Source organism: Streptomyces kunmingensis, from assembly GCF_039533535.1.
Lineage (GTDB): Bacteria > Actinomycetota > Actinomycetes > Streptomycetales > Streptomycetaceae > Streptomyces > Streptomyces kunmingensis.
The window spans coordinates 264,196-286,371 of record NZ_BAAATS010000002.1; the positions used below are offsets into that span (position 1 = coordinate 264,196).

Genomic DNA, 22,176 nt, shown 5'->3' on the forward strand with positions numbered 1-22,176 from the left:
ATCAACTCCGCCTACACCTACGGGATGACATGCAGGCACGGCGCCTCCCCCGACCCGTAGGGGTGACGCCGTCCAGGTCAGGTCAGCGCCGCACGGACACGTAGTCCGCCCCGTGGGGCTCACCGGTGACGACGCCGCGGTCGGGCGCGACCCATGAGTTGCGCAGGGCGTGACGGAAGTCGATCTGTGTGGTGACCTGGTGCAACTGGCCGCGGACGGCCCCGCCCGGGAACTCGGCCGTGTGCAGATTGGCGTAGAACGCACCCGGATCGGACGTCAGGCGATCGAGCAGCGCGCCGTCCTCGACCGTGACGGTCCCCACGAGCGTGTGGTGCTTCGCCTTCTTCAGCAGCGGACTGAAATCGACCTTGATGCCGCCGTTGACGCCCCTGACGCCCTCGTGGATGTGGAGCATGGTCGGCCTGCCGGTGTCGCACCACTTCACGGCGACCGACACCTGGTCGCCCTCGACCTGTACGAATTCCAGGGCCGCGCCGTCCATGTCGCCGACCGCCGGGCCACCCTCCACCGGGACCTCGTTGGCTCCGTCGAGGCTCGTCGCGAGGAGTGTGCCGTTACCGCCCGCCCGTAGGCCGGCGTCGGCCGTGGCGGGCAGCGTCGCGGCGGTGACCCCGGCGGCGGCCACGGCCGCGACACCTGTGAGGACGAGTGCCCCGCCGCGGCGGCGCCGCCGCTTCGTGCTGGTTCCGCTTGGAGTGGTTACGGTCGGGCTGGTTTCGTTCGGGTCGCCACCCGTCGTGCCTGTTCCGACTGTGCCCATGATCGGAGCTCCCCTGCCGGCGCCGGCGCCCCTGCGCCGGCCTCTGCACGGTTGGACGGATGCGGCCCGATTCCGGGCTCATCCGATCTTGTGAGCCGCGTCATAGGCACCCCCTGGGCGTCAGCCCGCCCTGTGCACCACCGCGTCGCAGAGCTCCACCAGTGCCGCCTTCGCCTCGCACTCCGGGAGCGGGGACAGCGCCGCGCGCGCCTCCTGTGCGTACCGCACGGTGTCGCGGCGCGCCTGCTCCAGGGCCGGGTGGGCGCGCAGCCGCGCGATCGCCTCGGCGAGCCGCGCGTCGTCCGCGAGGTCCGAGTCGAGGAGCTCGACCAGCGCCTGGTCCTCGGGCAGGCCGAGCAGCTGCGCGCGCTCGCGCAGGCGCAGGACCGGCAGCGTGGGGATGCCCTCGCGCAGGTCGGTGCCCGGGGTCTTGCCGGACTCGTGCGAGTCGGAGGCGATGTCGAGCACGTCGTCGGCGAGCTGGAAGGCGACGCCGAGCCGCTCCCCGTACTGGGTCAGGACGTCGACGACCGTCTCGTCGGCGCCGGACATCATGGCGCCGAAGCGGCAGGCCACAGCGATGAGGGAGCCCGTCTTGCCGCTGAGCACGTCCAGGTAGTGGTCGACCGGGTCGCGGCCCTCGGCCGGGCCCGCGGTCTCCAGGATCTGGCCGGTGACCAGGCGCTCGAACGCCTCGGCCTGGATACGGACGGCGTCCGGGCCCAGGTCGGCGAGGATGTGCGAGGCCCGGGCGAAGAGGAAGTCCCCGGTCAGGACCGCGACGGAGTTGCCCCAGCGCTGGTTGGCGCTCTCCACGCCGCGCCGCACGTCGGCCTCGTCCATCACGTCGTCGTGGTAGAGCGTCGCGAGGTGGGTGAGCTCGACGACGACGGCGGAGGGCACGATGCCCGGCGCGTACGGGTCGCCGAACTGGGCGGCCAGCGTCACGAGCAGCGGCCTGAAGCGTTTGCCGCCGGCCCGCACCAAGTGCTGGGCGGCCTCCGTGATGAAGGGGACCTCGCTCTTGGTCGCTTCGAGCAGCCCCTCCTCGACAGCCGTCAATCCAGCCTGGACATCGGCTTCGAGAGCCTGGTCCCGCACGCTAAGACCGAAAGTCCCGACGACGGTCACGAGAGGTTCTCCTGTCTGCTGACGATCACGACGCTCACATGGCGAACTCGGTCGATGATTCGGTCGATGTTCCGGTCGATCATTCGGTCGATGACCCTGTTTGTCGATGTGTCGCTGCCATCACTCAAGTCAGCGTATCCGGTCGCGTTTCGATCACAGGGGGCGCCCGCCCGGACAACCCGGACCGGGCGGCTTGCGGACACCCCCGGTATGTTCTTGATCAGCCCATACGACCGGGAGTACGCACTTTGTCCCGCACCACTGTCCCCACCGGCCCCGCGGCCGAGCCACCGCCGGGCGACGACACCGCCTTCTTCGGCCAGCCGCGCGGCCTGCTCACGCTGTCGGGCCTGGAGGTCTGGGAACGCTTCTCGTTCCTCGGCATGCAGGCCATTCTCGTGCTGTTCTTCGCCGACACCGTCGCACACGGCGGGATGGGCATGGACCCCGGCACCGCCGCGTCGGTCTCGGCCGCGTACGGCACGCTGGTCTATCTGGTCTCCGTCGCGGGCGGCTGGCTCGCCGACCGGATCCTCGGCTCGTACCGCGCCGTCCTGTGGGGCGGCATCCTCATCGCCTGCGGCCACTACTCGATGGCCGTGCCCACCGCGACGATGACGTGGGTCGGCCTCGGCCTGATCAGCGCCGGTACCGGGCTGCTCAAGCCGAACGTGGCCTCCATGGTCGGCAAGCTCTACGGCACCGAGGACCGGCGCCGCGACGCCGGCTTCGCGCTGTACTACATGGGCATCAACATCGGCGCGTTCGCCGGCCCGCTGATCACCGGCTGGCTCGGCGACCACAAGGGCTGGCACTGGGGCTTCTCCGCGGCCGCCGTCGGCATGACCCTCGGCCTGATCCAGTACGTCGCCGGTCGGCGTCACCTGGCCGGGCGCAAGCACTCCGCCGAGTACGCGCTGGCGCCCGAGGGGCTGCGCCGGGCGGTACGGACGATCGTCGTGGGTGTCGTCGTGGTGGCCGCGCTCGCCGTGCTCCTTGCCGCTGTCGGCTGGCTGACCATGGACCGGTTCGTCGACTGCCTCACGGTCATCTCGGTGATCGCGCCGGTCGTCTACTTCACGGTGATGTTCCGCAGCCCGCGCGTCACCCCCGAGGAGCGCGGGCGCCTCCGCCCCTACCTGGTGCTGTTCATCGCCTCGGTCGCCTTCAACTTCATCCTCTTCCAGGCCTACTCGACGATGATGCTGCTGGCCGCGACGAACGCCGAGACCACCCTCTTCGGCTTCCACTTCCCCGCGAGCTGGTACGCCTCCGCGCTCGGCGCCTTCGAGGTCGCCCTGGCCCCCGTCGTGGCGGGCGTATGGGCGCGGATGGGCCGGCGCCAGCCGCACGCCGGCAACAAGATCGCCTTCGGCGTGATCCTGGGCGGCCTGTCGTTCCTGCTCATGGTCCTGCCGACGGCCGGCCACAGCGGTGACACGTACAAGATGGCCGTCTGGTGGATCGTCGGCTCCTACCTGCTGCTCGGCCTCGGCGACATCCTCGTCGAGACGTCGGGCATGTCCGCGACGACGAAGCTCGCCCCGCAGGCCTTCGCCAGCCAGACCATGTCGCTCTGGTTCCTCTCCCTCGCCCTCGCCAACGGCATCCAGGCCCAGACCGTGAAGCTCTACGGCGAGGTCTCCAACCCCGCGTACTTCGGCGTCAACGGCGCCGTCGCCGTCGCCGTCGGAGTCGCCGTCATCGCCCTGGCGCCGTGGCTGCGCCGCACCATGCACCCCGTTCACTGAGGCCACCGAGGCAACCGACGCCACTGACGCCATCGACGCCATCGAGGTTTTCCCATGAGCACTCCGAAGATCCGGACGACATTCCCGTACGGGACCACGCGCGAGGACATCCGCGTACCCCTCTCCGACGGGACGACGCTCTTCGCGCGCGTCTGGCGCCCGGTCACCGAGGAACCGGTCCCGGTCCTCCTCGAATACCTCCCGTACCGCCTCTCCGACTGGACCGCGCCGCGCGACTGGCAGCGCCACCCCTGGTACGCGGGGCACGGCTACGCCTCCGTCCGCGTCGACGTACGCGGGCACGGCAACTCCGAGGGGCTGCCCGGCGACGAGTACGACGCGCAGGAGCTCGCGGACGGCGTCGAGGTCGTCGACTGGCTCGCCGCGCAGCCCTGGTCCAGCGGCAAGGTCGGCATGTTCGGCATCTCCTGGGGCGGCTTCAACTCCCTGCAGATCGCGGCCCTCGCACCCGAGCCGCTGAAGGCGGTCGTCACGGTGTGCTCCGCCGACGACCGCTATGACAACGACGTGCACTACATGGGAGGTTCCGTCCTCGCCGTGGACATGCACGCGTGGGCGGCGACGATGCTCGCCTTCGTGTCGCGCCCGCCGGACCCGTGGTTCGTCGGCGAGAGCTGGCGCGACATGTGGGTGGAGCGGCTGGAGAGCGTCGACCCGTTCATCCACACCTGGCTGAGACACCAGACCCGCGACGACTACTGGCGCCACGGCAGCGTCTGCGAGGACTACTCCGCGATCAAGGCCGGGGTCCTCGCGGTGGGCGGCTGGCACGACCCGTACCGCGACACCGTTCTCCGCCTCGTCGAGGCGCTCCCCGACGAGCAGGTGCGCGGGCTCATCGGACCGTGGTCGCACCAGTACCCGGACCGCGGTCTGCCGCCCGGCCCGGCAATCGGCTTCCTCCAGGAGACGCTGCGCTGGTGGGACCACTGGCTCAAGGGCGACGACAGCACCGACGTGATGTCCGAGCCCAAACTCCGCTCCTGGATCAGCGACTCGCACCCGCCGGCCACCGTGTACGAGGAGCTGCCGGGCCGCTGGGTCAGCGAGCCCTCCTGGCCCTCCCCGAACGTCTCCCCCGTCTCCTACGCGCTCCAGGGCAGCCCCGTCCTCGTACGCTCCCCGCAGCAGACGGGCCTGGACGCGGGCCGCTTCTTCCCGTTCGGCAACGACGCGGACCTGCCGCCCGACCAGCGGGACGAGGACGCGAAGTCGGCCTGTTTCGAGTTCGAGGTGCCGCAGGACGTACGGATCCTGGGACGCCCCGAGGTGACCTTGCGCCTCACCTCCCAGGTGCCGCGCGGCCAGGTCGTGGCCCGCCTGTGCGACATCGCCCCGGACGGCTCCTCCACGCTGGTCACCCGCGGCGTCCTCAACCTCGGCTCGCGGCACGGCCGGGCGGCGTCCGTGCCCTGGCTGCCCGGCACGACCGAGGACGTCACCTTCCAGCTGAACGGCATCGGGCACTCCTTCCCCGCCGGGCACCGCATCCGGCTCGCGGTGTCGTCGACGTACTGGCCCTGGATCTGGCCCCAGCCCGGCTCGGCGTCCGGTTTCACCCTCAACCCGGTCGGCAGCACGCTCGAACTGCCCGTGCGGACCGGCGACTTGGGGCCTGCCGTCTCCTTCGGCGAACCCGAGCAGTCCGAGCCGCTCGGCGTGGTCTACCCGGCCTCCCTGGACGAGCCGCGCCCCGAGCGCCTCGTCGTCCGGGACGTGGCCAAGGGCGAATGGCGCCTCGAGGTCGACCCCCGCTACGGCGGCACGCGGGTCTACCCGGACGGCCTGGAGTTCACCGAGGACGCCGTGGAGACGTACGTGATCCAGGAGGACGACCCGCTCACCGCCCGCACCCGCTCCGACTGGTCGATCCGGCTGCACCGGCCGGAGCTGGGCTGGGACGCGCGCGTGCAGACCCGCTCCGAAATCACCTGCACGGAGATGGAGTTCGTCACGTCGAGCGAGGTGGTGTGCCGGGACGGGGACGAGGTGGTGTTCCACCGGACGTGGGAGGAACGGATCCCGCGGACGGCGGGCTGACGGGGCAACGGGGTCCGCGGGCGGAGGGGCAGCGAACCCCGCGGGCGGCGAGCCGGCGGTTCCTCTCAGGCCCCGTACAGCCGCTCGAGTACGACCGCGACCCCGTCCACCTCGTTCGACCCGGTCACCTCGTCCGCCACCGCCTTCAGCTCGGGGTGCGCGTTGGCCATGGCCACACCGTGCGCGGCCCAGCCGAACATCGGGACGTCGTTCGGCATGTCCCCGAACGCGAGGGTGTCGTCGGGGCCCGCGTCCAGGCGCCGGGCCGCCAGGCTCAGACCCGTCGCCTTCGTCACGCCACGCGGCTGAAGTTCGACCGTGCCGGGGCCGGACATGGTGACGGAGGCGAGGGGGCCGACCGCGGCGCGGGCCACCGTCGCCAACTCGTCGTCGCTCAGGGTGTCGTGGCGCAGCAGGACCTTGCTGATGGGGCGCTTCCACAGGTCGGCGCGGCGGTGGATACGGACGGCCGGGAGCGTGGGGTGCGGCATCAGGTACTGCGGCTCGATGAGGGTGAGGCCGTCGACGCCGTCCTGGTCGACGGCCGCGTGGACCTGGCCGATCTCCGCCTCGATCTTGCCGAGCGCCTGCTCGGCCAGCTCCCGGTCGAGCGTGAGCGACCACAACAGCCGGTCGCCGGCGGCGTCGTACAGCTGCGCGCCCTGCGCGCACACCGCGAGCCCTCCCCCGCCCAGGTCGTCGAGGAGCGGCTTGACCCGGGGCGCGGGCCGGCCTGTCACCACGATGTGCCGGGCACCGGTGCCGAGGGCTGTCGCGAGGGCGGCCCGGGTCCGGTCGGAGACCGTGTCGTCGGCGCGCAGCAGCGTTCCGTCCAGGTCTGTGGCGATGAGGGAGTATGCGGGTGCGGGCATGATCCGAAGAATACGGATTGACCGCCCCCGCGAGCCGTCGAGTACCGGCCGCCCTGGCGCGCTCCGCCAGGATACGGCGTGACGGTGTCATCTGTTCGTGTTAAGCGCCGGTCAACCGCCGTACGGGTGACGGCACTTCCCCCCTGACACTTCCACTTCCACTCGCCTGTCCGCGGTGAGCCCCGGGTCACCGGCCGGGAGCGTACGGACCTACCCGTGCGCGGCCGCCAGATGCCGGGCCACCCGCGACGACGCGAACTCCGTGCCGCACACGAAGCGCATCACCGGCCCGTACGAGGACCCGCCGAGCATGCCCGTGAAGTACAGCCCGGGGACGGACGAGACGTACCCGGCGCCGAGGCGCGGGGTCCCCCGGCTGGCGGCGATCCGCGTGCGCAGCCCGTCGCCGAGGAACGGCATCGCCGCGAGGTCCACGCGGTATCCCGTAGCCGCGATCACATGGTCCGCGGAGAGCTCCTGGCGGCGGCCACCGTGCGTGCGGACGGTGAGGACGGGCGCGCCGTCCGACACCACCGCACCCTCGACGGCGGCGACGTCCCGCACCGCCACCTTCCCCTCGAACCGATCCCGCAGCCACCACGCGCCGAGCGGACCGAGCACCCTTCGGATCAGGAAATGCCGTGTGGCGGGCGGCAGTTGACGGTACTGGTGCGGATAGTAGGTGAGCGCGTACAGGGACCACGCCCGTCCGAACGGTGTCTGCGGGCGCAGCCTCGACTGGTCCCACGGCGGCGCGCCGAACCGCACCTTGCCCCGCCCCCGGGCCACCACCTGCACGCTCGCCCCGGCCTCCGCCGCGAGCGCCGCCGTCTCCAGGGCGGACTGGCCCGCCCCGATCACGATCAGCTCCTTGCCGGCGAACCGGGACAGGTCGTGATGCTGGGCGCTGTGCGAGAGCGGGCCCGTCGGCGTGGGCCCGTCGGGCACGGCCGCGGCGAGTTCACGCGGCAGGTGTTCCAGGCCGGACAGGCCGGTGGCGACGACCACGGCACGCGCGGTGAACTGCTCGCCGGAGTCGAGCTTCAGCTCGAAGCCCTCCCGGCCGCGCCGGTCCACGGAGACGACATGGACGCGCTCCAGATCGGGCACCAGCTTGCGCTGGAACCAGTCCCCGTACGCGACGAACGTCTCCGCCGGGACCAGGTCCTCGTCGGTGACGAGCCGCTCGATGCCGGCCGCGTCGCAGTAGTCGACCAGGTCGTGGCCGCGCTGCGGCGCGTCGATGTTCGACGCGGACGGAAAGGATTTGAGGATCATGCCCGCGGGCATGTGCGAGCGCCAGCTCACCATGGGCTCGCCGAAGACTCTGACGGGTATGCCCCGTGCCCGCAGATGCGCGGCGGTGGACAGACCGTACGGGCCCGCCCCGATGACAGCTACCGGATGGATCACGAAGTCCCTCCCCAGGACGACGCAGCGACAGTTCCCTCGTGCCCGGCGCCCGCCGTTCAGGCGGTGAACCGGTGATGGCCGGTCCCGCGCTCAGGCGGGCGCACCGGCCGTGCCGCCGCGGCGGTTGGCCCGCCACAGCTGGTAGAGATGCCTCGTCCCCGGCCGTACGAGGCGGGCGAGCATCGTGAAGAACGGCCGCGGGTCGTCGGCCGCCCACCACGCCAGCTCGGTGCCGCTCGCGCGGTGCGGGGCGTGCGGGGTCGTGTAGCCGCTGCGCCGGTAGGCGAGCAGCGCCGGCAGGTCGATGTTCTCGACCACGTACCGGTGGCCCGCCCGCTGTTCCCCCTCCGGAACGGAGCGGCCGGTGAGCTGGAGGTGCATGGCGCGGACGACGTCCACCCCCGCCTCGTTCTCGAACAGGCGGAACTGGGCGCCCATCCGTGGATTGAAGTCGAGCAGTTTGTACTGTCCGTCGCGCCGGTCGAAGCGCAGGTCGAGGTCGATGATGCCGGTGAAGCCGATCTGCTTGATGAAACGCGCGGCGATGTCCGCGAGTTCCGGGTTGTCGACGACGTACGCGTGGGCCGTCATGCCCGCGTGCGGCGGCCACGAGCGGACCTTGACCCCGGTGAACATCGCGCGGGGCGTGGAGTCCTGGTCGAAGTAGGCGTGCACGATCCAGTCCTCGGCGTCCTCGCGCGGCAGGTACTCCTGGAGGATCACCCCGGGGCGCTCGCCCCAGCCCTGGGCGAGTTCCCGCAGCCGCTCGGGGGTCGCGATCCGCGTCGTCCCGTTCACCGCCGGGCGGCTGCGGCGCGTGAACGCCTCCCGGTTCTTCGCGACGACCGGGAAGCGGGCCTTCTCGGCGAACTCCTCGATGTCCGGGTAACCGGCCGGGAACGTGGCCGCGGGTGACGCAATCCCGTGCTCCACGCACAGCTCGTGCAGCCCCTGTTTGCTGGCGAGGCGGCGCGGTAACTCCGGGTCCACGCGCGGAAAGAGGTAGCCCGCCCCGGCGAGCGGCTCCTGGTGCTCGCCGATGAGGACGGCGGCTTCCTCGTCCGTCGGGATCAGCACCGTGGGCCGCCCCAGCCGGCGCGCGATGCGCAGCAGTCCGTCGACCAGGCGCGCGGGCTCCTCCGCCCCGGTGGTCCGCCAGGGGAAGGCCCGGTGCAGATAGCGCGAGGCGGCGGCGGGGGTGTAACGGTCCTCGGTGATCGCGTACATGGGCACACCGAGGCGGCCCAGACTGCGGATGGCGCCGACACCTCCGTGGTGCAGCGGATAGTTGCCGAACTTGACGATGAGTCCCGGCACGGACCGGTCCACGGCGAACGGCACGGACCGGCCGGCGGCGGTCGGTGTCGACCGGCCCGCTGCGATCGTCGCATTTCCAGCACCTCTGCGAGCACTACCGGCGCTCCTGGCCACGAGCCCCCCACGTGTCCGTATCCCCCTCGGACACGGACCCACCCCGTCCGCGTCCCCGGACATTGACGCTAAGCCGGAACGGACCCCTCCAACAGTGGGTCATCCGGACATTACGAACCCTTTAGGCACTGCCCGAACCGGCGTCTCCCACGTAACGTGAACGGCACTCGATGGAAAGTGAGGCAGGTAGGCATGGCTGGCACGCCCGAGCACACCCCGCTCGACCTCCCTGAAGGCGATCCCTTCGGCCCGCACAACCTTCCCTACGGAATCTTCTCCGAGAGCCCCGACGGCGCACGCCGGATCGGCGTCCGCCTCGGCGACCACGTCCTCGACGCGGGCGCCGCGGCCTCGGCCCTCGGCTCCCCCTATGTCTCACTCCTGGCGCGGCCCAGCCTCAACCCCCTGCTGGCGGCGGGCCGTACGGCCTGGTCCGACGTGCGCCGCGCGCTGACCGCCTGGGTGACGGTGCCCGCCCACCGCGAAACCGTCCTGCCCTTCCTGCACCCGCTCTCCGCGGTCACCCTGCACCTCCCCTTCGACGTCGCGGACTACGTCGACTTCTACGCCTCCGAGAACCACGCCTCGAACCTCGGGCGCCTCTTCCGCCCCGACGAGGAGCCGCTGAAGCCCAACTGGAAGCATCTGCCGGTGGGTTATCACGGCCGGTCCGGCACCGTTGTCGTCTCCGGAACCGACGTGGTACGCCCCTCCGGTCAGCGCAAGGGCCCGGCCGACCCGGCCCCCGTCTTCGGCCCCTCGGTCCGCCTCGACATCGAGACGGAGGTCGGCTACGTGGTGGGGGCTCCCTCCGCGCAGGGCACCGCCGTGCCGCTCTCCGCCTACCGCGACCACGTCTTCGGGCTCTGCCTCCTCAACGACTGGTCGGCGCGCGACATCCAGTCCTGGGAGACGGTGCCGCTCGGCCCGCACCTCGGCAAGTCCTTCGCGACGTCGATCTCCGCGTGGATCACGCCGCTCGAGGCACTGGACGCGGCGCGCGTCACCGCACCGGAGCGCTCGGTCCCGCTGCTCCCCTACCTGGACGACGCCGACCCGTCCCTGGACCCCGCGGGCTACGACCTGCGCATCACGGTCTCCCTCAACGGCCACGTCATCTCCGAGCCCCCCTTCTCCGGCATGTACTGGACCGGCGCCCAGATGCTGGCCCATATGACGGTCAACGGCGCTTCCCTGCGCACCGGCGACCTCTACGGCTCCGGCACCATCAGCGGCACCGAGGAGAACGAGCGCGGCTCGCTCATCGAGATGACCTGGAACGGCAGCCACCCCCTCGAACTCCCCGACGGCAAACGGGGCTTCCTCGAGAACGGCGACGTGGTCACCCTGTCGGCCTGGGCCCCGGGGGCGAACGGTACGAGGGTGGGCCTGGGAGAGGTCACGGGCAGGATCGTGGCGCCTCTTCCGGCAGGCTCTTAAGGCAAGCCCTTAAGGCAGGCTCTCGGAGACCCGCCAGGCTCTTAAGGCAGGCCCTCAGAGACCCGCGTACGCGCGCTGGTGCGTGGCGGCCCAGCCTGCCGCCCCGTACCGGCGCCGCAGCTCACCGCCCGACCGCCGACAGCTCCTCACCAGTCGATGTCCTCCGGCTCTGGCTCGGGCCCGAAGTCCGGCTCGGGCTCCCGCTCCTCCGCGGCGGCGCGGGAGCCGGGCAGCAGCCCAGAGGCGGGGCGGTCGGCACCGGAATCCGCGGCGCCCCCGGCTCCGGCCTCGTCCAGCCCGGCCAGAACCTCGAGCACGCCCTCCCCCCAAGTCGCCAGCTTCTTTTCGCCCACGCCGCCGATGGTGCCCAACTGTGCGAGCGACGTGGGGCGTTGGGTCGCGATCTCCTTGAGCGTCGCGTCGTGGAAGATGACGTACGCCGGGACCCCGTTCTCCTTCGCCTGGGCCCCGCGCCAGGACCGCAGTGCCTCGAAGACCGGCATCAGCTCCTGCGGCAGATCGGCCGCGGGCGACTTGGCCTTGCGGTCGCGCGAGGACGACCGGGCCGCGGCGGGCTTCGGCGCCTCCTTGCGCAGCCGCACCTCCCGCTGCCGCCCCAGTACGCTTCCGCTCTCCTCGGTGAGCACCAGCGTGCCGTACTCGCCCTCGACCGCGATGAGGCCCTGCGCCAGCAACTGCCGCACCGCGCCCCGCCATTCGGCCTCGCTCAGGTCCTCGCCGATCCCGAAGACGGAGAGCTGGTCATGGTCGAACTGGATGACCTTCGCCGTGCGCCGGCCCATCAGGATGTCGATGATCTGGCCCGCGCCGAACTTCTGCCTGCGCTCCCGGTCGAGCCGCACCACCGTGGAGAGGATCTTCTGCGCGGCGACCGTGCCGTCCCAGGTCTCGGGCGGGCTGAGGCACGTGTCGCAGTTCCCGCAGTCGGCGGACTGCGGGTCCTGGCCGAAGTACTGGAGCAGCTGGGTCCTGCGGCACTGGGCCGTCTCACAGAGCGCCAGCATCGCGTCGAGGTGGGACGAGGCACGGCGGCGGAACGCCTCGTCCCCCTCCCCCATGTTGATCAGCTTCCGCTGCTGGACGACGTCCTGGAGCCCGTACGCCATCCACGCCGTGGACGCCAGCCCGTCACGGCCCGCGCGGCCCGTCTCCTGGTAGTACCCCTCGACGGACTTCGGCAGGTCCAGGTGGGCGACGAACCGGACGTCCGGCTTGTCGATGCCCATGCCGAACGCGATGGTCGCGCAGACGACGAGGCCCTCCTCGCGCAGGAACCGGGACTGGTTCGCCGCGCGCGTGCCCGCGTCGAGGCCGGCGTGGTACGGCACGGCCTCGATCCCGTTCTTGCTGAGGAACTCCGCCGTCGCCTCGACCGACTTGCGCGACAGGCAGTACACGATGCCCGCGTCGCCCTCGTGCTCCTGCTTGAGGAAGGTGAGCAGCTGCTTCTTCGGGTCGGCCTTGCCGACGATCCGGTACTGGATGTTGGGCCGGTCGAAGCTGGCCACGAAGTGCTTGGCGTCCGGCATGCCCAGGCGCTGGGTGATCTCCTGGTGCGTGGCATGTGTCGCCGTCGCGGTGAGCGCGATGCGCGGCACGTCGGGCCAGCGCTGCCCGAGGACGGAGAGCGCCAGGTAGTCGGGGCGGAAGTCGTGCCCCCACTGCGCCACGCAGTGCGCCTCGTCGATGGCGAAGACGGAGATCTTGCCGCGGGAGAGCAGATCGAGGGTGGAGTCGAGCCGCAGCCGCTCCGGCGCCAGATAGATGACGTCCAGCTCGCCCGCGAGGAACTCGGCCTCTACGATCCGCCGCTCGTCGAAGTCCTGCGTCGAGTTCATGAACCCGGCGCGCACGCCGAGCGCCCGCAGCGCGTCCACCTGGTCCTGCATGAGCGCGATCAGCGGCGACACGACGACACCCGTACCGGGTCTGACCATGGCCGGGATCTGGTAGCAGAGCGACTTGCCGCCACCGGTCGGCATGAGGACGACGGCGTCCCCGCCGCTGACCACGTGCTCGATGACCGCTTCCTGCTCGCCGCGGAAGGCGTCGTACCCGAAGACGCGATGCAGCGTGGCTAGCGCCTCGCTCTCGATGACCTCGCTCATGTCCCAGTCCCGTCCTGCCGCTCGCCGCTCTCGACTTCCCCCGCAACGATAGGGGCCCGGACCGACAGCCCGTGAGTTATCCACAGCAGCACCTGTGGATAACTTCGTCACAGCCGCGACGTCGTTCACACGTCCGTATGAGACCGGATCATTACTGACGGTTAGCCTGGAACCTCCGGCGAGACTCCGTCCCATGGGAGCACTGATGAGCATCGAACCGAAGGCGTCCGAGCGTGCCTGGCCGATGCCGCCCGAGGGCGGCTACTCAGCCGACGACCTGGACCGGCTTCCGAATCTTCCTCCGCACACGGAATTGATTGACGGGAGTCTGGTCTTCGTAAGTCCGCAGACCATGTTTCACACGCGCACCATTGATTTCTTCAACTGGCAGTTGCAGTCCTTGGCGCCGTCGCAGTTCGAAGTGGTTCGCGAGTTCACCATCGACATCGACCGCCAGAACCGCCCCGAGCCGGACGTTGTCGTCGTCCGGGAAGACGTCGTCGAGGGCCCGGACCAGACCCGTTTTCCCGCCGAGGCCGTGATCCTGGCCATCGAAGTCGTCTCCCCCGACTCCGTCTCCCGTGACCGGGAGACCAAGCACCTGAAGTACGCCCACGCCAGGATTCCGCATTACTGGCGCGTGGAGGACGAGAACGGCAAGGCCGTGGTCCACGCCTTCGAGCTGGAGCCGACCACCGGCGCCTACGTCAGCGTCGGGATCTTCCGCGAGCGCATGAAGGTCGACGCGCCCTTCACGGCCGACCTGGACCTCACGGCGATCAAGGCCCGGCGCGACAGGACCGCCTGAAAGCCCCGCCCTCTTCCGGACAGCCGAAAGCCCGGCCCCGTTCACAGCAGGGACCGGGCTCACGCATGCTCAGCGGAGCGCTACCGCACGAAGACGCTCGCCTGGCTCGCCAAGTCAAGGAAGTACTGCGGCGCGAGGCCGAGCACGACCGTGACCGCGACGCCCACCGCGATCGTCGTCATGGTCAGCGGCGACGGCACGGCGACGGTCGGCCCGTCCGCCTTCGGCTCGCTGAAGAACATGACGACGATCACGCGGATGTAGAAGAACGCGGCGATCGCCGACGACACCACACCGACCACGACGAGTGCGCCCGCGCCGCCCTCGGCCGCCGCCTTGAACACCGCGAACTTCCCCGCGAACCCGGAGGTCAGCGGGATACCCGCGAAGGCGAGCAGGAAGATCGCGAAGACGGCCGCCACCAGCGGTGAGCGCCGGCCGAGCCCTGCCCACTTCGACAGGTGCGTGGCCTCGCCGCCCGCGTCGCGCACCAGCGTCACCACGGCGAAGGCGCCGATCGTGACGAAGGAGTAAGCGCCCAGGTAGAAGAGGACCGAGGAGACACCGTCCGGGCTGGTCGCGATGACACCCGCGAGGATGAACCCGGCGTGCGCGATCGACGAGTACGCGAGGAGCCGCTTGATGTCGGTCTGCGTGATCGCGACGATCGCGCCGGCCAGCATCGTGACGATGGCGACGGCCCACATGACCGGCCGCCAGTCCCAGCGGAGCCCCGGCAGGACGACGTAGAGCAGGCGCAGCAGCGCACCGAACGCGGCGACCTTCGTGGCGGCCGCCATGAAGCCGGTGACCGGTGTGGGCGCGCCCTGGTAGACGTCCGGGGTCCACATGTGGAAGGGGACGGCGCCGACCTTGAACAGCAGGCCCATGACGACGAGCGCCATGCCGATCAGCAGCAGCGCGTCGTTGCCCATGGTGTCGGCGAGGGCCGGGTCGATGTTCTGCACCGAGCCGTCGGCGACGCTCGCGATGGTGGCGTACGAGACCGAGCCCGCGTAGCCGTAGAGGAGCGCGATGCCGAACAGGGTGAAGGCGGAGGCGAACGCGCCGAGCAGGAAGTACTTGACCGCGGCCTCCTGCGACATGAGCCGCTTGCGGCGGGCCACGGCGCACAGCAGGTAGAGCGGGAGGGAGAAGACTTCCAGGGCGATGAACAGCGTCAGCAGGTCGTTCGCCGCGGGGAAGACGAGCATGCCGCCGATGGCGAAGAGCGCGAGCGGGAACACCTCGGTGGTGGTGAACCCGGCCTTGACCGCGGCCTTCTCACTGTCGCTGCCGGGTACGGACGCGGCCTGCGCGGCGAACGAGTCGACGCGGTTGCCGTGTGCCTCCGGATCGAGTCGGCGCTCCGCGAACGTGAAGATCGCGACGATCCCGGCCAGCAGGATGGTGCCTTGCAGGAAGAGGGCCGGTCCGTCGACGGCGATCGCGCCCATGGCCGCGATGTGCGCCTTCGTCGTGCCGTATCCGCCGGCGGCCAGCGCCACGACCGCGGCGAAGGCGGCGGCGAGAGCGACGACGGACAGGAACACCTGGACGTAGTAACGGGCCTTGCGGGGCACGAAGGCCTCGACCAGGACCCCCAGGACGGCGGCACCGATGACGATCAAGGTCGGGGACAATTGCCCGTATTCGATCTTCGGTGCGTCGATCTTGGAGATCGGATCGGCGGCAGTTGTCCACAGGCTGTGGACGGCTGAAGCGCTCACTTGTGGGCCGCCTCCACTTCCGGCTTCGGGTCCTTCTTCTGGACGTCGGACATGGTGTGCTTGACCGCCGGGTTCACCAGCTCGGTGAGCGGCTTCGGGTACACACCCAGGAAGATCAGTACGCCGATCAGCGGGACCACGACCGCGAGCTCACGCACGCGCAGGTCGGCGATCCCCTCGGTCGAGGGCTTCACCGGGCCGGTCATGGTGCGCTGGTAGAGGACCAGCGTGTAGAGCGCGGCGAGGACGATGCCGAAGGTGGCGATGATGCCGATCACCGGGTAGCGCGTGAACGTGCCGACCAGGACGAGGAATTCGCTCACGAACGGGGCGAGCCCCGGCAGCGAGAGCGTCGCGAGGCCGCCGATCAGGAACGTGCCGGCGAGCACCGGGGCGACCTTCTGCACACCCCCGTAGTCCGCGATGAGCCGCGAGCCGCGCCGCGAGATCAGGAACCCGGCGACGAGCATCAACGCGGCTGTCGAAATACCGTGGTTGACCATGTAGAGCGTCGCACCGGACTGGCCCTGGCTGGTCATCGCGAAGATGCCCATGATGATGAAGCCGAAGTGCGAGATCGACGCGTACGCCACCAGGCGCTTGATGTCGCGCTGGCCGACCGCGAGCAGTGCTCCGTAGATGATGCTGATGAGGGCGAGCACCAGGATGACCGGTGTCGCCCACTTGCTCGCCTCCGGGAACAGCTGGAGGCAGAAGCGGAGCATCGCGAACGTGCCGACCTTGTCGACAACTGCCGTGATCAGTACGGCGACCGGGGCCGTGGCCTCGCCCATCGCGTTCGGCAGCCAGGTGTGCAGCGGCCACAGCGGGGCCTTCACCGCGAAGGCGAAGAAGAACCCGAGGAAGAGCCATCGTTCGGTGTTGGTCGCCATGTCGAGCGAGCCGTTGGCCCGCGCCTCGGCGATCTCCTGGAGCGAGAAGTTCCCCGCGACCACGTAGAGGCCGATGACGGCGGCCAGCATGATGAGGCCGCCGACGAGGTTGTAGAGGAGGAACTTGACGGCCGCGTACGAACGCTGGGTGGCCGCCTCCTTCTCGCCGTGTGGGCCCGCCCGGTCCCCGAAGCCGCCGATGAGGAAGTACATCGGGATGAGCATGGCTTCGAAGAAGATGTAGAAGAGGAAGACGTCGGTGGCCTCGAAGGAGATGATCACCATCGCCTCGACCAGCAGGATCAGGGCGAAGAAGCCCTGCGTCGGCCGCCACCGGCCGGTGGCGACACTGCGGGAATCGGCTGCGTCCTGCGGGTCCGCGTCGTGCCAGCCGGCGAGGATGACGAACGGGATGAGCAGCGCGGTCAGCGCGACGAGCGCGACCCCGATGCCGTCCACACCCAGTTCGTAGCGGACCCCGAAGTCCGCGATCCACGCATGGGATTCGGTCAGTTGGTAGCGGCCGCCGCCCGGGTCGAACCGGACCGCGACGATCGCCGCGAGGACGAGCGTCCCGATCGAGACGAGCAGGGCGAGCCATTTGGCCGCGGTGCGTTGCTTCGCCGGCACGGCGGCCGTGGCGATCGCGCCCACGGCCGGAAGCACCGCCGTCGCTGTCAGCAGAGGAAAGGACATCGGTATCAGACCGCCCTCATCAGCAGGGTCACGGCGACGATGAGTGCCGCACCGCCGAACATCGAGACGGCGTACGAGCGCACGTAGCCGTTCTGGAGCTTGCGCAGCCGGCCGGAGAGGCCGCCCACCGAAGCCGCCGTCCCGTTGACCACCCCGTCGACCAGGGTGTGGTCGACGTAGACCAGCGAACGGGTGAGGTGCTCGCCGCCGCGGACGAGGACGACGTGGTTGAAGTCGTCCTGGAGCAGGTCGCGGCGGGCGGCGCGGGTGAGCAGCGAGCCGCGCGGGGCGACGGCCGGGACCGTCCGGCGCCCGTACTGGAGCCAGGCGATGCCGACACCGATGACCAGGCACACCATGGTGGCGCCGGTGACAACGCCCGCGCTGATCGGCGGGTGGCCGTGCTCGTGCCCGGTGACCGGCTCCAGCCACTTCAGGAAGCGGTCGCCGATGGAGAAGAAGCCACCCGCGAAGACGGAGCCGACGGCGAGCACGATCATCGGGATCGTCATGGACGACGGCGACTCGTGCGGGTGCGGCTCATGCCCTTCGGCGTCGGGCTGCCAGCGCTTCTCACCGAAGAAGGTCATGATCATCACGCGGGTCATGTAGAACGCGGTGATGGCCGCGCCGAGCAGGGCGACGGAGCCGAGGATCCAGCCTTCCGTCCCGCCCTTCGCGAACGCCGCCTCGATGATCTTGTCCTTGGAGAAGAAGCCGGACAGGCCCGGGAAGCCGATGATGGCGAGGTACCCGAGGCCGAACGTCACGAAGGTGACCGGCATGTACTTCCTGAGGGCTCCGTACCTCCTCATGTCGACCTCGTCGTTCATGCCGTGCATGACCGAACCGGCGCCGAGGAAGAGCCCGGCCTTGAAGAAGCCGTGCGTCACCAGGTGCATGATCGCGAAGACGTAGCCGATGGGGCCGAGGCCCGCGGCCAGGATCATGTAGCCGATCTGCGACATCGTCGAGCCCGCCAGGGCCTTCTTGATGTCGTCCTTCGCGCAACCGACGATCGCACCGAACAGCAGCGTGACCGCGCCGACGATGGTGACGACCAGCTGCGCGTCCGGTGCCGCGTTGAAGATCGCCCCGGAGCGCACGATCAGGTACACGCCCGCGGTCACCATGGTCGCGGCGTGGATGAGGGCCGAGACCGGGGTCGGGCCCTCCATCGCGTCCCCGAGCCAGGACTGCAGCGGGACCTGCGCCGACTTGCCGCACGCGGCGAGCAGCAGCATCAGGCCGATCGCGGTGAGCTTGCCCTCGGACGTGTCACCGACACTGTCGAGCACCGGCTTGAAGGCGAACGTCCCGAAGGTCGTGAACATCAGCATGATCGCGATCGACAGACCCATGTCGCCGACGCGGTTGACCAGGAACGCCTTCTTCGCGGCGGTGGCCGCGCTCGGCTTGTGCTGCCAGAAGCCGATGAGGAGGTACGAGGCGAGGCCCACGCCCTCCCAGCCGACGTACAGCAGCAGGTAGTTGTCCGCGATGACCAGGAGGAGCATCGCCGCGACGAACAGGTTCAGGTAGCCGAAGAAGCGGCGGCGCCGCTCGTCGTGCTCCATGTACCCGATCGAGTAGATGTGGATCAGCGTGCCCACACCGGAGATCAGCAGGACGAACGTCATCGACAGCTGGTCCAGCTGGAAGGCGACGTCCGCCTGGAAGCCCTCGACGGGGATCCAGCTGAACAGGTACTGACTGAGCGTGCGGTCCTCCGGGCTCTTGCCGAGCATGTCGGTGAAGAGCACGACGGCGATCACGAAGGAGACGGCCGCGAGCAGCGTGCCGAGCAGATGACCCACCCGGTCCAGCGCCCGCCCGCCGCACAGCAGTACGGCCGCTCCCAGCAGGGGCGCCGCTACCAGCAGCGCAATCAAGTTCTCTGCATTCATGTGGTTCGCGGCCCCTTACAGCTTCATCAGGCTGGCGTCGTCGACCGAGGCCGAGTGGCGGGAACGGAACAGCGACACGATGATCGCGAGCCCGACGACGACCTCCGCGGCGGCGACGACCATCGTGAAGAACGCGATGATCTGGCCGTCGAGGTTGCCGTGCATCCGGGAGAACGCGACGAACGCGAGGTTGCACGCGTTCAGCATCAGCTCGACGCACATGAACACCACGATCGCGTTCCGCCTGATGAGCACGCCGGTGGCGCCGATCGTGAACAACAGGGCAGCGAGGTACAGGTAGTTGACGGGATTCACTTCGACGCCTCCTCTGAACGCCCGAGGCGGTCGGCCGAGCGCTGCTCCAGGGCCTTCAGATCGCTCAGCGCCTCGTTCGAGACGTCCCGGATCTGGCCGCGGTCGCGCAGGGTCCGCATGACCGTGAGCTCCGAGGGGGTGCCGTCGGGCAGCAGGCCGGCGATGTCCACCGCGTTGTGCCGGGCGTAGACACCGGGGGCGGGCAGCGGCGGCAGGTGCTTGCCCTCGCGTACGCGCTGCTCGGCCAGCTCGCGCTGGGTCTTGGCGCGCTCGGTGCGCTCGCGGTGCGTGAGCACCATGGCTCCGACGGCGGCCGTGATGAGCAGGGCGCCGGTGATCTCGAAGGCGAAGACGTACTTGGTGAAGATGAGGGCGGCGAGCCCCTCCACGTTCCCGTTCGCGTTGGCCTTGCCCAGTCCGTTGAACTGCTTCAGCGAGGCGTTCGCGATGCCCGCGACCAGCAGGACCCCGAAGCCGAGCCCGCACAGGGCGGCCAGCCAGCGCTGCCCCTTGATGGTCTCCGTCAAGGAGTCCGCGGCGGTGACACCGACGAGCATGACCACGAAGAGGAACAGCATCATGATCGCGCCGGTGTAGACGACGATCTGCACGATGCCGAGGAAGTACGCGCCGTTGGCCAGGTAGAACACCGCAAGGATGATCATGGTCCCGGCGAGGCACAGGGCGCTGTGCACGGCCTTCTTCATCAAAATCGTGCACAGGGCGCCGATGACGGCGACCGTGCCGAGGACCCAGAACTGGAAGGCCTCGCCGGTGGAGGTGGAGTAGGAGGCGGCGAGCTGCATCATCGGCGGATCACCTGCTCCGACGCGGGCTCGTCCTCACCGAAGGTGGTGGCCGCCTCCTGGGGCGTCTCGCCCTTGCTGACGGCCACTTGACGCTCGGTACCGGGCGCCGCCTCGGTCACGAGCCCCCGGTAGTAGTCCTGCTCGTCCATGCCGGGGAAGATCGAGTGCGGCGACTCGACCATGCCCTCGTCGAGCCCGGCGAGCAGCTGCTCCTTGGTGTAGATCAGGTTGGCGCGGCTGCTGTCGGCCAGCTCGAACTCGTTCGTCATCGTCAGCGCGCGCGTGGGGCACGCCTCGATGCACAGGCCGCACAGAATGCAGCGGGCGTAGTTGATCTGGTAGACGCGGCCGTACCGCTCGCCCGGGGAGTAGCGCTCCTCCTCGGTGTTGTCCGCGCCCTCCACGTAGATGGCGTCCGCCGGGCAGGCCCATGCGCACAGCTCGCAGCCGACGCACTTCTCCAGGCCGTCCGGATGGCGGTTGAGCTGGTGCCTGCCGTGGAAGCGGGGAGCAGTGACCTTCTCCTGCTCCGGGTACTGCTCGGTCAGCCGCTTCTTGAACATGGCCTTGAAGGTCACACCGAAGCCTGCAACGGGGTTCATGAACCCGGGCGCGGTGTCCTTCTCGTTCTCGTCAGCCATCGGACGCCTCCTTTCCATCACGAGATCCGCCGAGTGATTCGTCACTCGCAGTATCGGGCCCACCACTGACAATCAACTCCCGCTCCTGGCGCGAGCGTCGGCGCGGCACGGGTGGCAGGGTCTGTCCGGGCAGCGGGGGCACGGGGAATCCGCCTGCCATCGGGTCGAAGGCGACCGGCTCCTCGGCCTGCGCACGCTGCTTGTCGCCCCGGTCGCGGAAGATGTCCACGGCGAACGACAGCAGCAGGATCAGGAGGATGGCGCCGCCGATGTACAGCGCGATGTCGGCGAAGTCGTAGTTCTCGTTGTGCAGGGTCCGCACGGTCGCGACGAGCATCAGCCACACCACGGAGACCGGGATGAGCACCTTCCAGCCGAGCTTCATCAGCTGGTCGTAGCGCACGCGTGGCAGTGTGCCGCGCAGCCAGATGAAGAAGAACAGCAGCAACTGGACCTTGACGACGAACCAGAGCATCGGCCACCAACCGTGGTTCGCACCCTCCCAGAACGTCGAGACCGGCCACGGTGCGCGCCAGCCGCCCAGGAAGAGCGTCACCGACACCGCCGAGACCGTCACCATGTTCACGTACTCGGCGAGCATGAACATCGCGAACTTGATGGACGAGTACTCGGTGTTGAAGCCGCCCACGAGGTCGCCCTCGGACTCCGGCATGTCGAACGGAGCGCGGTTCGTCTCGCCGACCATCGTCACGATGTAGATCAGGAACGAGACCGGCAGCAGGACGATGTACCAGCGGTCGTGCTGCTGCGCGACGATCTCCGAGGTCGACATCGAACCCGAGTACAGGAACACCGAGGCGAACGCGGCACCCATCGCGATCTCGTACGAGATCATCTGCGCGCAGGACCGCAGACCGCCCAGGAGCGGGTACGTGGACCCGGAGGACCAGCCGGCGAGGACGATGCCGTAGATGCCGACGGAGGCGACCGCGAGGATGTACAGCATCGCGATCGGCAGGTCGGTGAGCTGCATCGCCGTACGGTGACCGAAGATCGAGACCTCGCCGCCCGAAGGGCCGAACGGGATCACGGCGATCGCCATGAAGGCCGGGATCGCGGCGACGATCGGCGCAAGGATGTAGACCACCTTGTCCGCGCGCTTGACGACCAGGTCTTCCTTGAGCATCAGCTTGATGCCGTCGGCGAGCGACTGGAGCATGCCCCAGGGGCCGTGCCGGTTCGGGCCGATGCGCAGCTGCATCCAGGCGACGACCTTGCGCTCCCACACGATGGAGAACAGCACGGTCACCATCAGGAAGGCGAAGCAGAACACCGCCTTGACGACGACCAGCCACCACGGGTCGGTGCCGAACATCGACAGGTCCTCGAGTGCCACTGGGCTCACTG

At 69.7% G+C, this 22,176-nt stretch carries 17 protein-coding genes; 4 read left to right on the plus strand and 13 right to left on the minus strand.

The window, feature by feature from the left end; translation table 11 throughout:
- Positions 1–82 precede the first annotated feature (82 nt).
- Entirely contained in the window at positions 83–646 is a 564-nt protein-coding gene (locus ABD366_RS03310; RefSeq protein WP_324776376.1) for a CHRD domain-containing protein, read from the minus strand.
- 255 nt (positions 647–901) lie between these two features.
- Positions 902–1,912 carry a polyprenyl synthetase family protein gene (locus tag ABD366_RS03315; protein ID WP_324776375.1) on the minus strand — a complete coding sequence of 337 codons (1,011 nt, stop codon included), beginning with the start codon at positions 1,910–1,912 and terminating at the stop codon, positions 902–904.
- Positions 1,913–2,160: 248 nt separating this feature from the next.
- Between ABD366_RS03315 and ABD366_RS03320 the strand changes: the two genes are divergently transcribed.
- Positions 2,161–3,663: a peptide MFS transporter gene (locus tag ABD366_RS03320; protein ID WP_324776373.1), complete on the plus strand. Its 1,503-nt coding sequence runs from the start codon at positions 2,161–2,163 to the stop codon at positions 3,661–3,663.
- 54 nt (positions 3,664–3,717) lie between these two features.
- Positions 3,718–5,724 carry a CocE/NonD family hydrolase gene (locus tag ABD366_RS03325; protein ID WP_324776371.1) on the plus strand — a complete coding sequence of 669 codons (2,007 nt, stop codon included), beginning with the start codon at positions 3,718–3,720 and terminating at the stop codon, positions 5,722–5,724.
- Positions 5,725–5,789: 65 nt separating this feature from the next.
- On the opposite strand, the gene ABD366_RS03330 is transcribed toward ABD366_RS03325, so the two are convergent.
- The 3 genes from ABD366_RS03330 to ABD366_RS03340 form a co-directional block, all read right to left on the minus strand.
- Positions 5,790–6,596, minus strand: coding sequence for an HAD family hydrolase (locus ABD366_RS03330; protein ID WP_324776369.1), 807 nt, complete (start codon positions 6,594–6,596; stop codon positions 5,790–5,792).
- A 210-nt stretch (positions 6,597–6,806) separates the two neighbouring features.
- Positions 6,807–8,009 carry an FAD-dependent oxidoreductase gene (locus ABD366_RS03335; protein ID WP_324776367.1) on the minus strand — a complete coding sequence of 401 codons (1,203 nt, stop codon included), beginning with the start codon at positions 8,007–8,009 and terminating at the stop codon, positions 6,807–6,809.
- Between the two features lie 90 nt (positions 8,010–8,099).
- Positions 8,100–9,350: a carboxylate--amine ligase gene (locus ABD366_RS03340; RefSeq protein ID WP_324776365.1), complete on the minus strand. Its 1,251-nt coding sequence runs from the start codon at positions 9,348–9,350 to the stop codon at positions 8,100–8,102.
- 282 nt (positions 9,351–9,632) lie between these two features.
- Here ABD366_RS03340 and fahA point away from each other — a divergent pair, with 282 nt between their 5' ends.
- A complete protein-coding gene (fahA, locus tag ABD366_RS03345; protein WP_324776363.1) occupies positions 9,633–10,880 on the plus strand; it encodes a fumarylacetoacetase in 1,248 nt (415 codons plus the stop codon).
- A 146-nt stretch (positions 10,881–11,026) separates the two neighbouring features.
- Here the strand turns inward: fahA and recQ are convergent, their stop codons facing one another.
- Positions 11,027–13,009 (minus strand): DNA helicase RecQ, encoded by a 1,983-nt coding sequence (gene recQ, locus ABD366_RS03350; protein ID WP_324776360.1) that lies wholly within the window; start codon positions 13,007–13,009, stop codon positions 11,027–11,029.
- 205 nt (positions 13,010–13,214) lie between these two features.
- Between recQ and ABD366_RS03355 the strand changes: the two genes are divergently transcribed.
- The gene (locus ABD366_RS03355) at positions 13,215–13,817 is read left to right on the plus strand and encodes a Uma2 family endonuclease (protein WP_324776358.1); all 603 of its coding nucleotides are present in this window, start codon (positions 13,215–13,217) and stop codon (positions 13,815–13,817) included.
- Between the two features lie 80 nt (positions 13,818–13,897).
- Here the strand turns inward: ABD366_RS03355 and nuoN are convergent, their stop codons facing one another.
- The 7 genes from nuoN to nuoH are packed head-to-tail and all read right to left on the minus strand — an operon-like array spanning position 13,898 to position 22,174.
- Entirely contained in the window at positions 13,898–15,547 is a 1,650-nt protein-coding gene (nuoN, locus tag ABD366_RS03360) for an NADH-quinone oxidoreductase subunit NuoN (RefSeq protein WP_324776356.1), read from the minus strand.
- On the minus strand, positions 15,544–17,136 hold the full coding sequence (locus ABD366_RS03365) for an NADH-quinone oxidoreductase subunit M (protein WP_324776354.1): 1,593 nt from the start codon (positions 17,134–17,136) through the stop codon (positions 15,544–15,546). Before ABD366_RS03365 ends, nuoN begins: the two co-directional genes overlap by 4 nt.
- 5 nt (positions 17,137–17,141) lie before the next feature.
- The gene (gene nuoL / locus ABD366_RS03370) at positions 17,142–19,043 is read right to left on the minus strand and encodes an NADH-quinone oxidoreductase subunit L (RefSeq protein WP_324776352.1); all 1,902 of its coding nucleotides are present in this window, start codon (positions 19,041–19,043) and stop codon (positions 17,142–17,144) included.
- Positions 19,044–19,058: 15 nt separating this feature from the next.
- Positions 19,059–19,358 (minus strand): NADH-quinone oxidoreductase subunit NuoK, encoded by a 300-nt coding sequence (gene nuoK, locus ABD366_RS03375; RefSeq protein WP_004927567.1) that lies wholly within the window; start codon positions 19,356–19,358, stop codon positions 19,059–19,061.
- Entirely contained in the window at positions 19,355–20,167 is an 813-nt protein-coding gene (locus ABD366_RS03380) for an NADH-quinone oxidoreductase subunit J (protein ID WP_324776349.1), read from the minus strand. Before ABD366_RS03380 ends, nuoK begins: the two co-directional genes overlap by 4 nt.
- A complete protein-coding gene (nuoI, locus tag ABD366_RS03385; RefSeq protein WP_324776347.1) occupies positions 20,164–20,808 on the minus strand; it encodes an NADH-quinone oxidoreductase subunit NuoI in 645 nt (214 codons plus the stop codon). The genes ABD366_RS03380 and nuoI overlap by 4 nt, the downstream gene beginning before the upstream one ends.
- On the minus strand, positions 20,801–22,174 hold the full coding sequence (gene nuoH, locus ABD366_RS03390; protein WP_324776479.1) for an NADH-quinone oxidoreductase subunit NuoH: 1,374 nt from the start codon (positions 22,172–22,174) through the stop codon (positions 20,801–20,803). Before nuoH ends, nuoI begins: the two co-directional genes overlap by 8 nt.
- Between the last annotated feature and the right edge of the window lie 2 nt (positions 22,175–22,176).

What these genes read in the sequence shown, in the direction of transcription:
- ABD366_RS03325 (WP_324776371.1), top strand. Translation starts at nt 3,718, where the DNA reads ATGAGCACTCCGAAGATCCGGACGACATTCCCGTACGGGACCACGCGC.
- ABD366_RS03330 (WP_324776369.1), bottom strand. Translation starts at nt 6,596, where the DNA reads ATGCCCGCACCCGCATACTCCCTCATCGCCACAGACCTGGACGGAACG.
- fahA (WP_324776363.1), top strand. Translation starts at nt 9,633, where the DNA reads ATGGCTGGCACGCCCGAGCACACCCCGCTCGACCTCCCTGAAGGCGAT.
- recQ (WP_324776360.1), bottom strand. Translation starts at nt 13,009, where the DNA reads ATGAGCGAGGTCATCGAGAGCGAGGCGCTAGCCACGCTGCATCGCGTC.
- ABD366_RS03355 (WP_324776358.1), top strand. Translation starts at nt 13,215, where the DNA reads ATGAGCATCGAACCGAAGGCGTCCGAGCGTGCCTGGCCGATGCCGCCC.
- ABD366_RS03365 (WP_324776354.1), bottom strand. Translation starts at nt 17,136, where the DNA reads ATGTCCTTTCCTCTGCTGACAGCGACGGCGGTGCTTCCGGCCGTGGGC.
- nuoL (WP_324776352.1), bottom strand. Translation starts at nt 19,043, where the DNA reads ATGAATGCAGAGAACTTGATTGCGCTGCTGGTAGCGGCGCCCCTGCTG.
- ABD366_RS03380 (WP_324776349.1), bottom strand. Translation starts at nt 20,167, where the DNA reads ATGATGCAGCTCGCCGCCTCCTACTCCACCTCCACCGGCGAGGCCTTC.
- nuoI (WP_324776347.1), bottom strand. Translation starts at nt 20,808, where the DNA reads ATGGCTGACGAGAACGAGAAGGACACCGCGCCCGGGTTCATGAACCCC.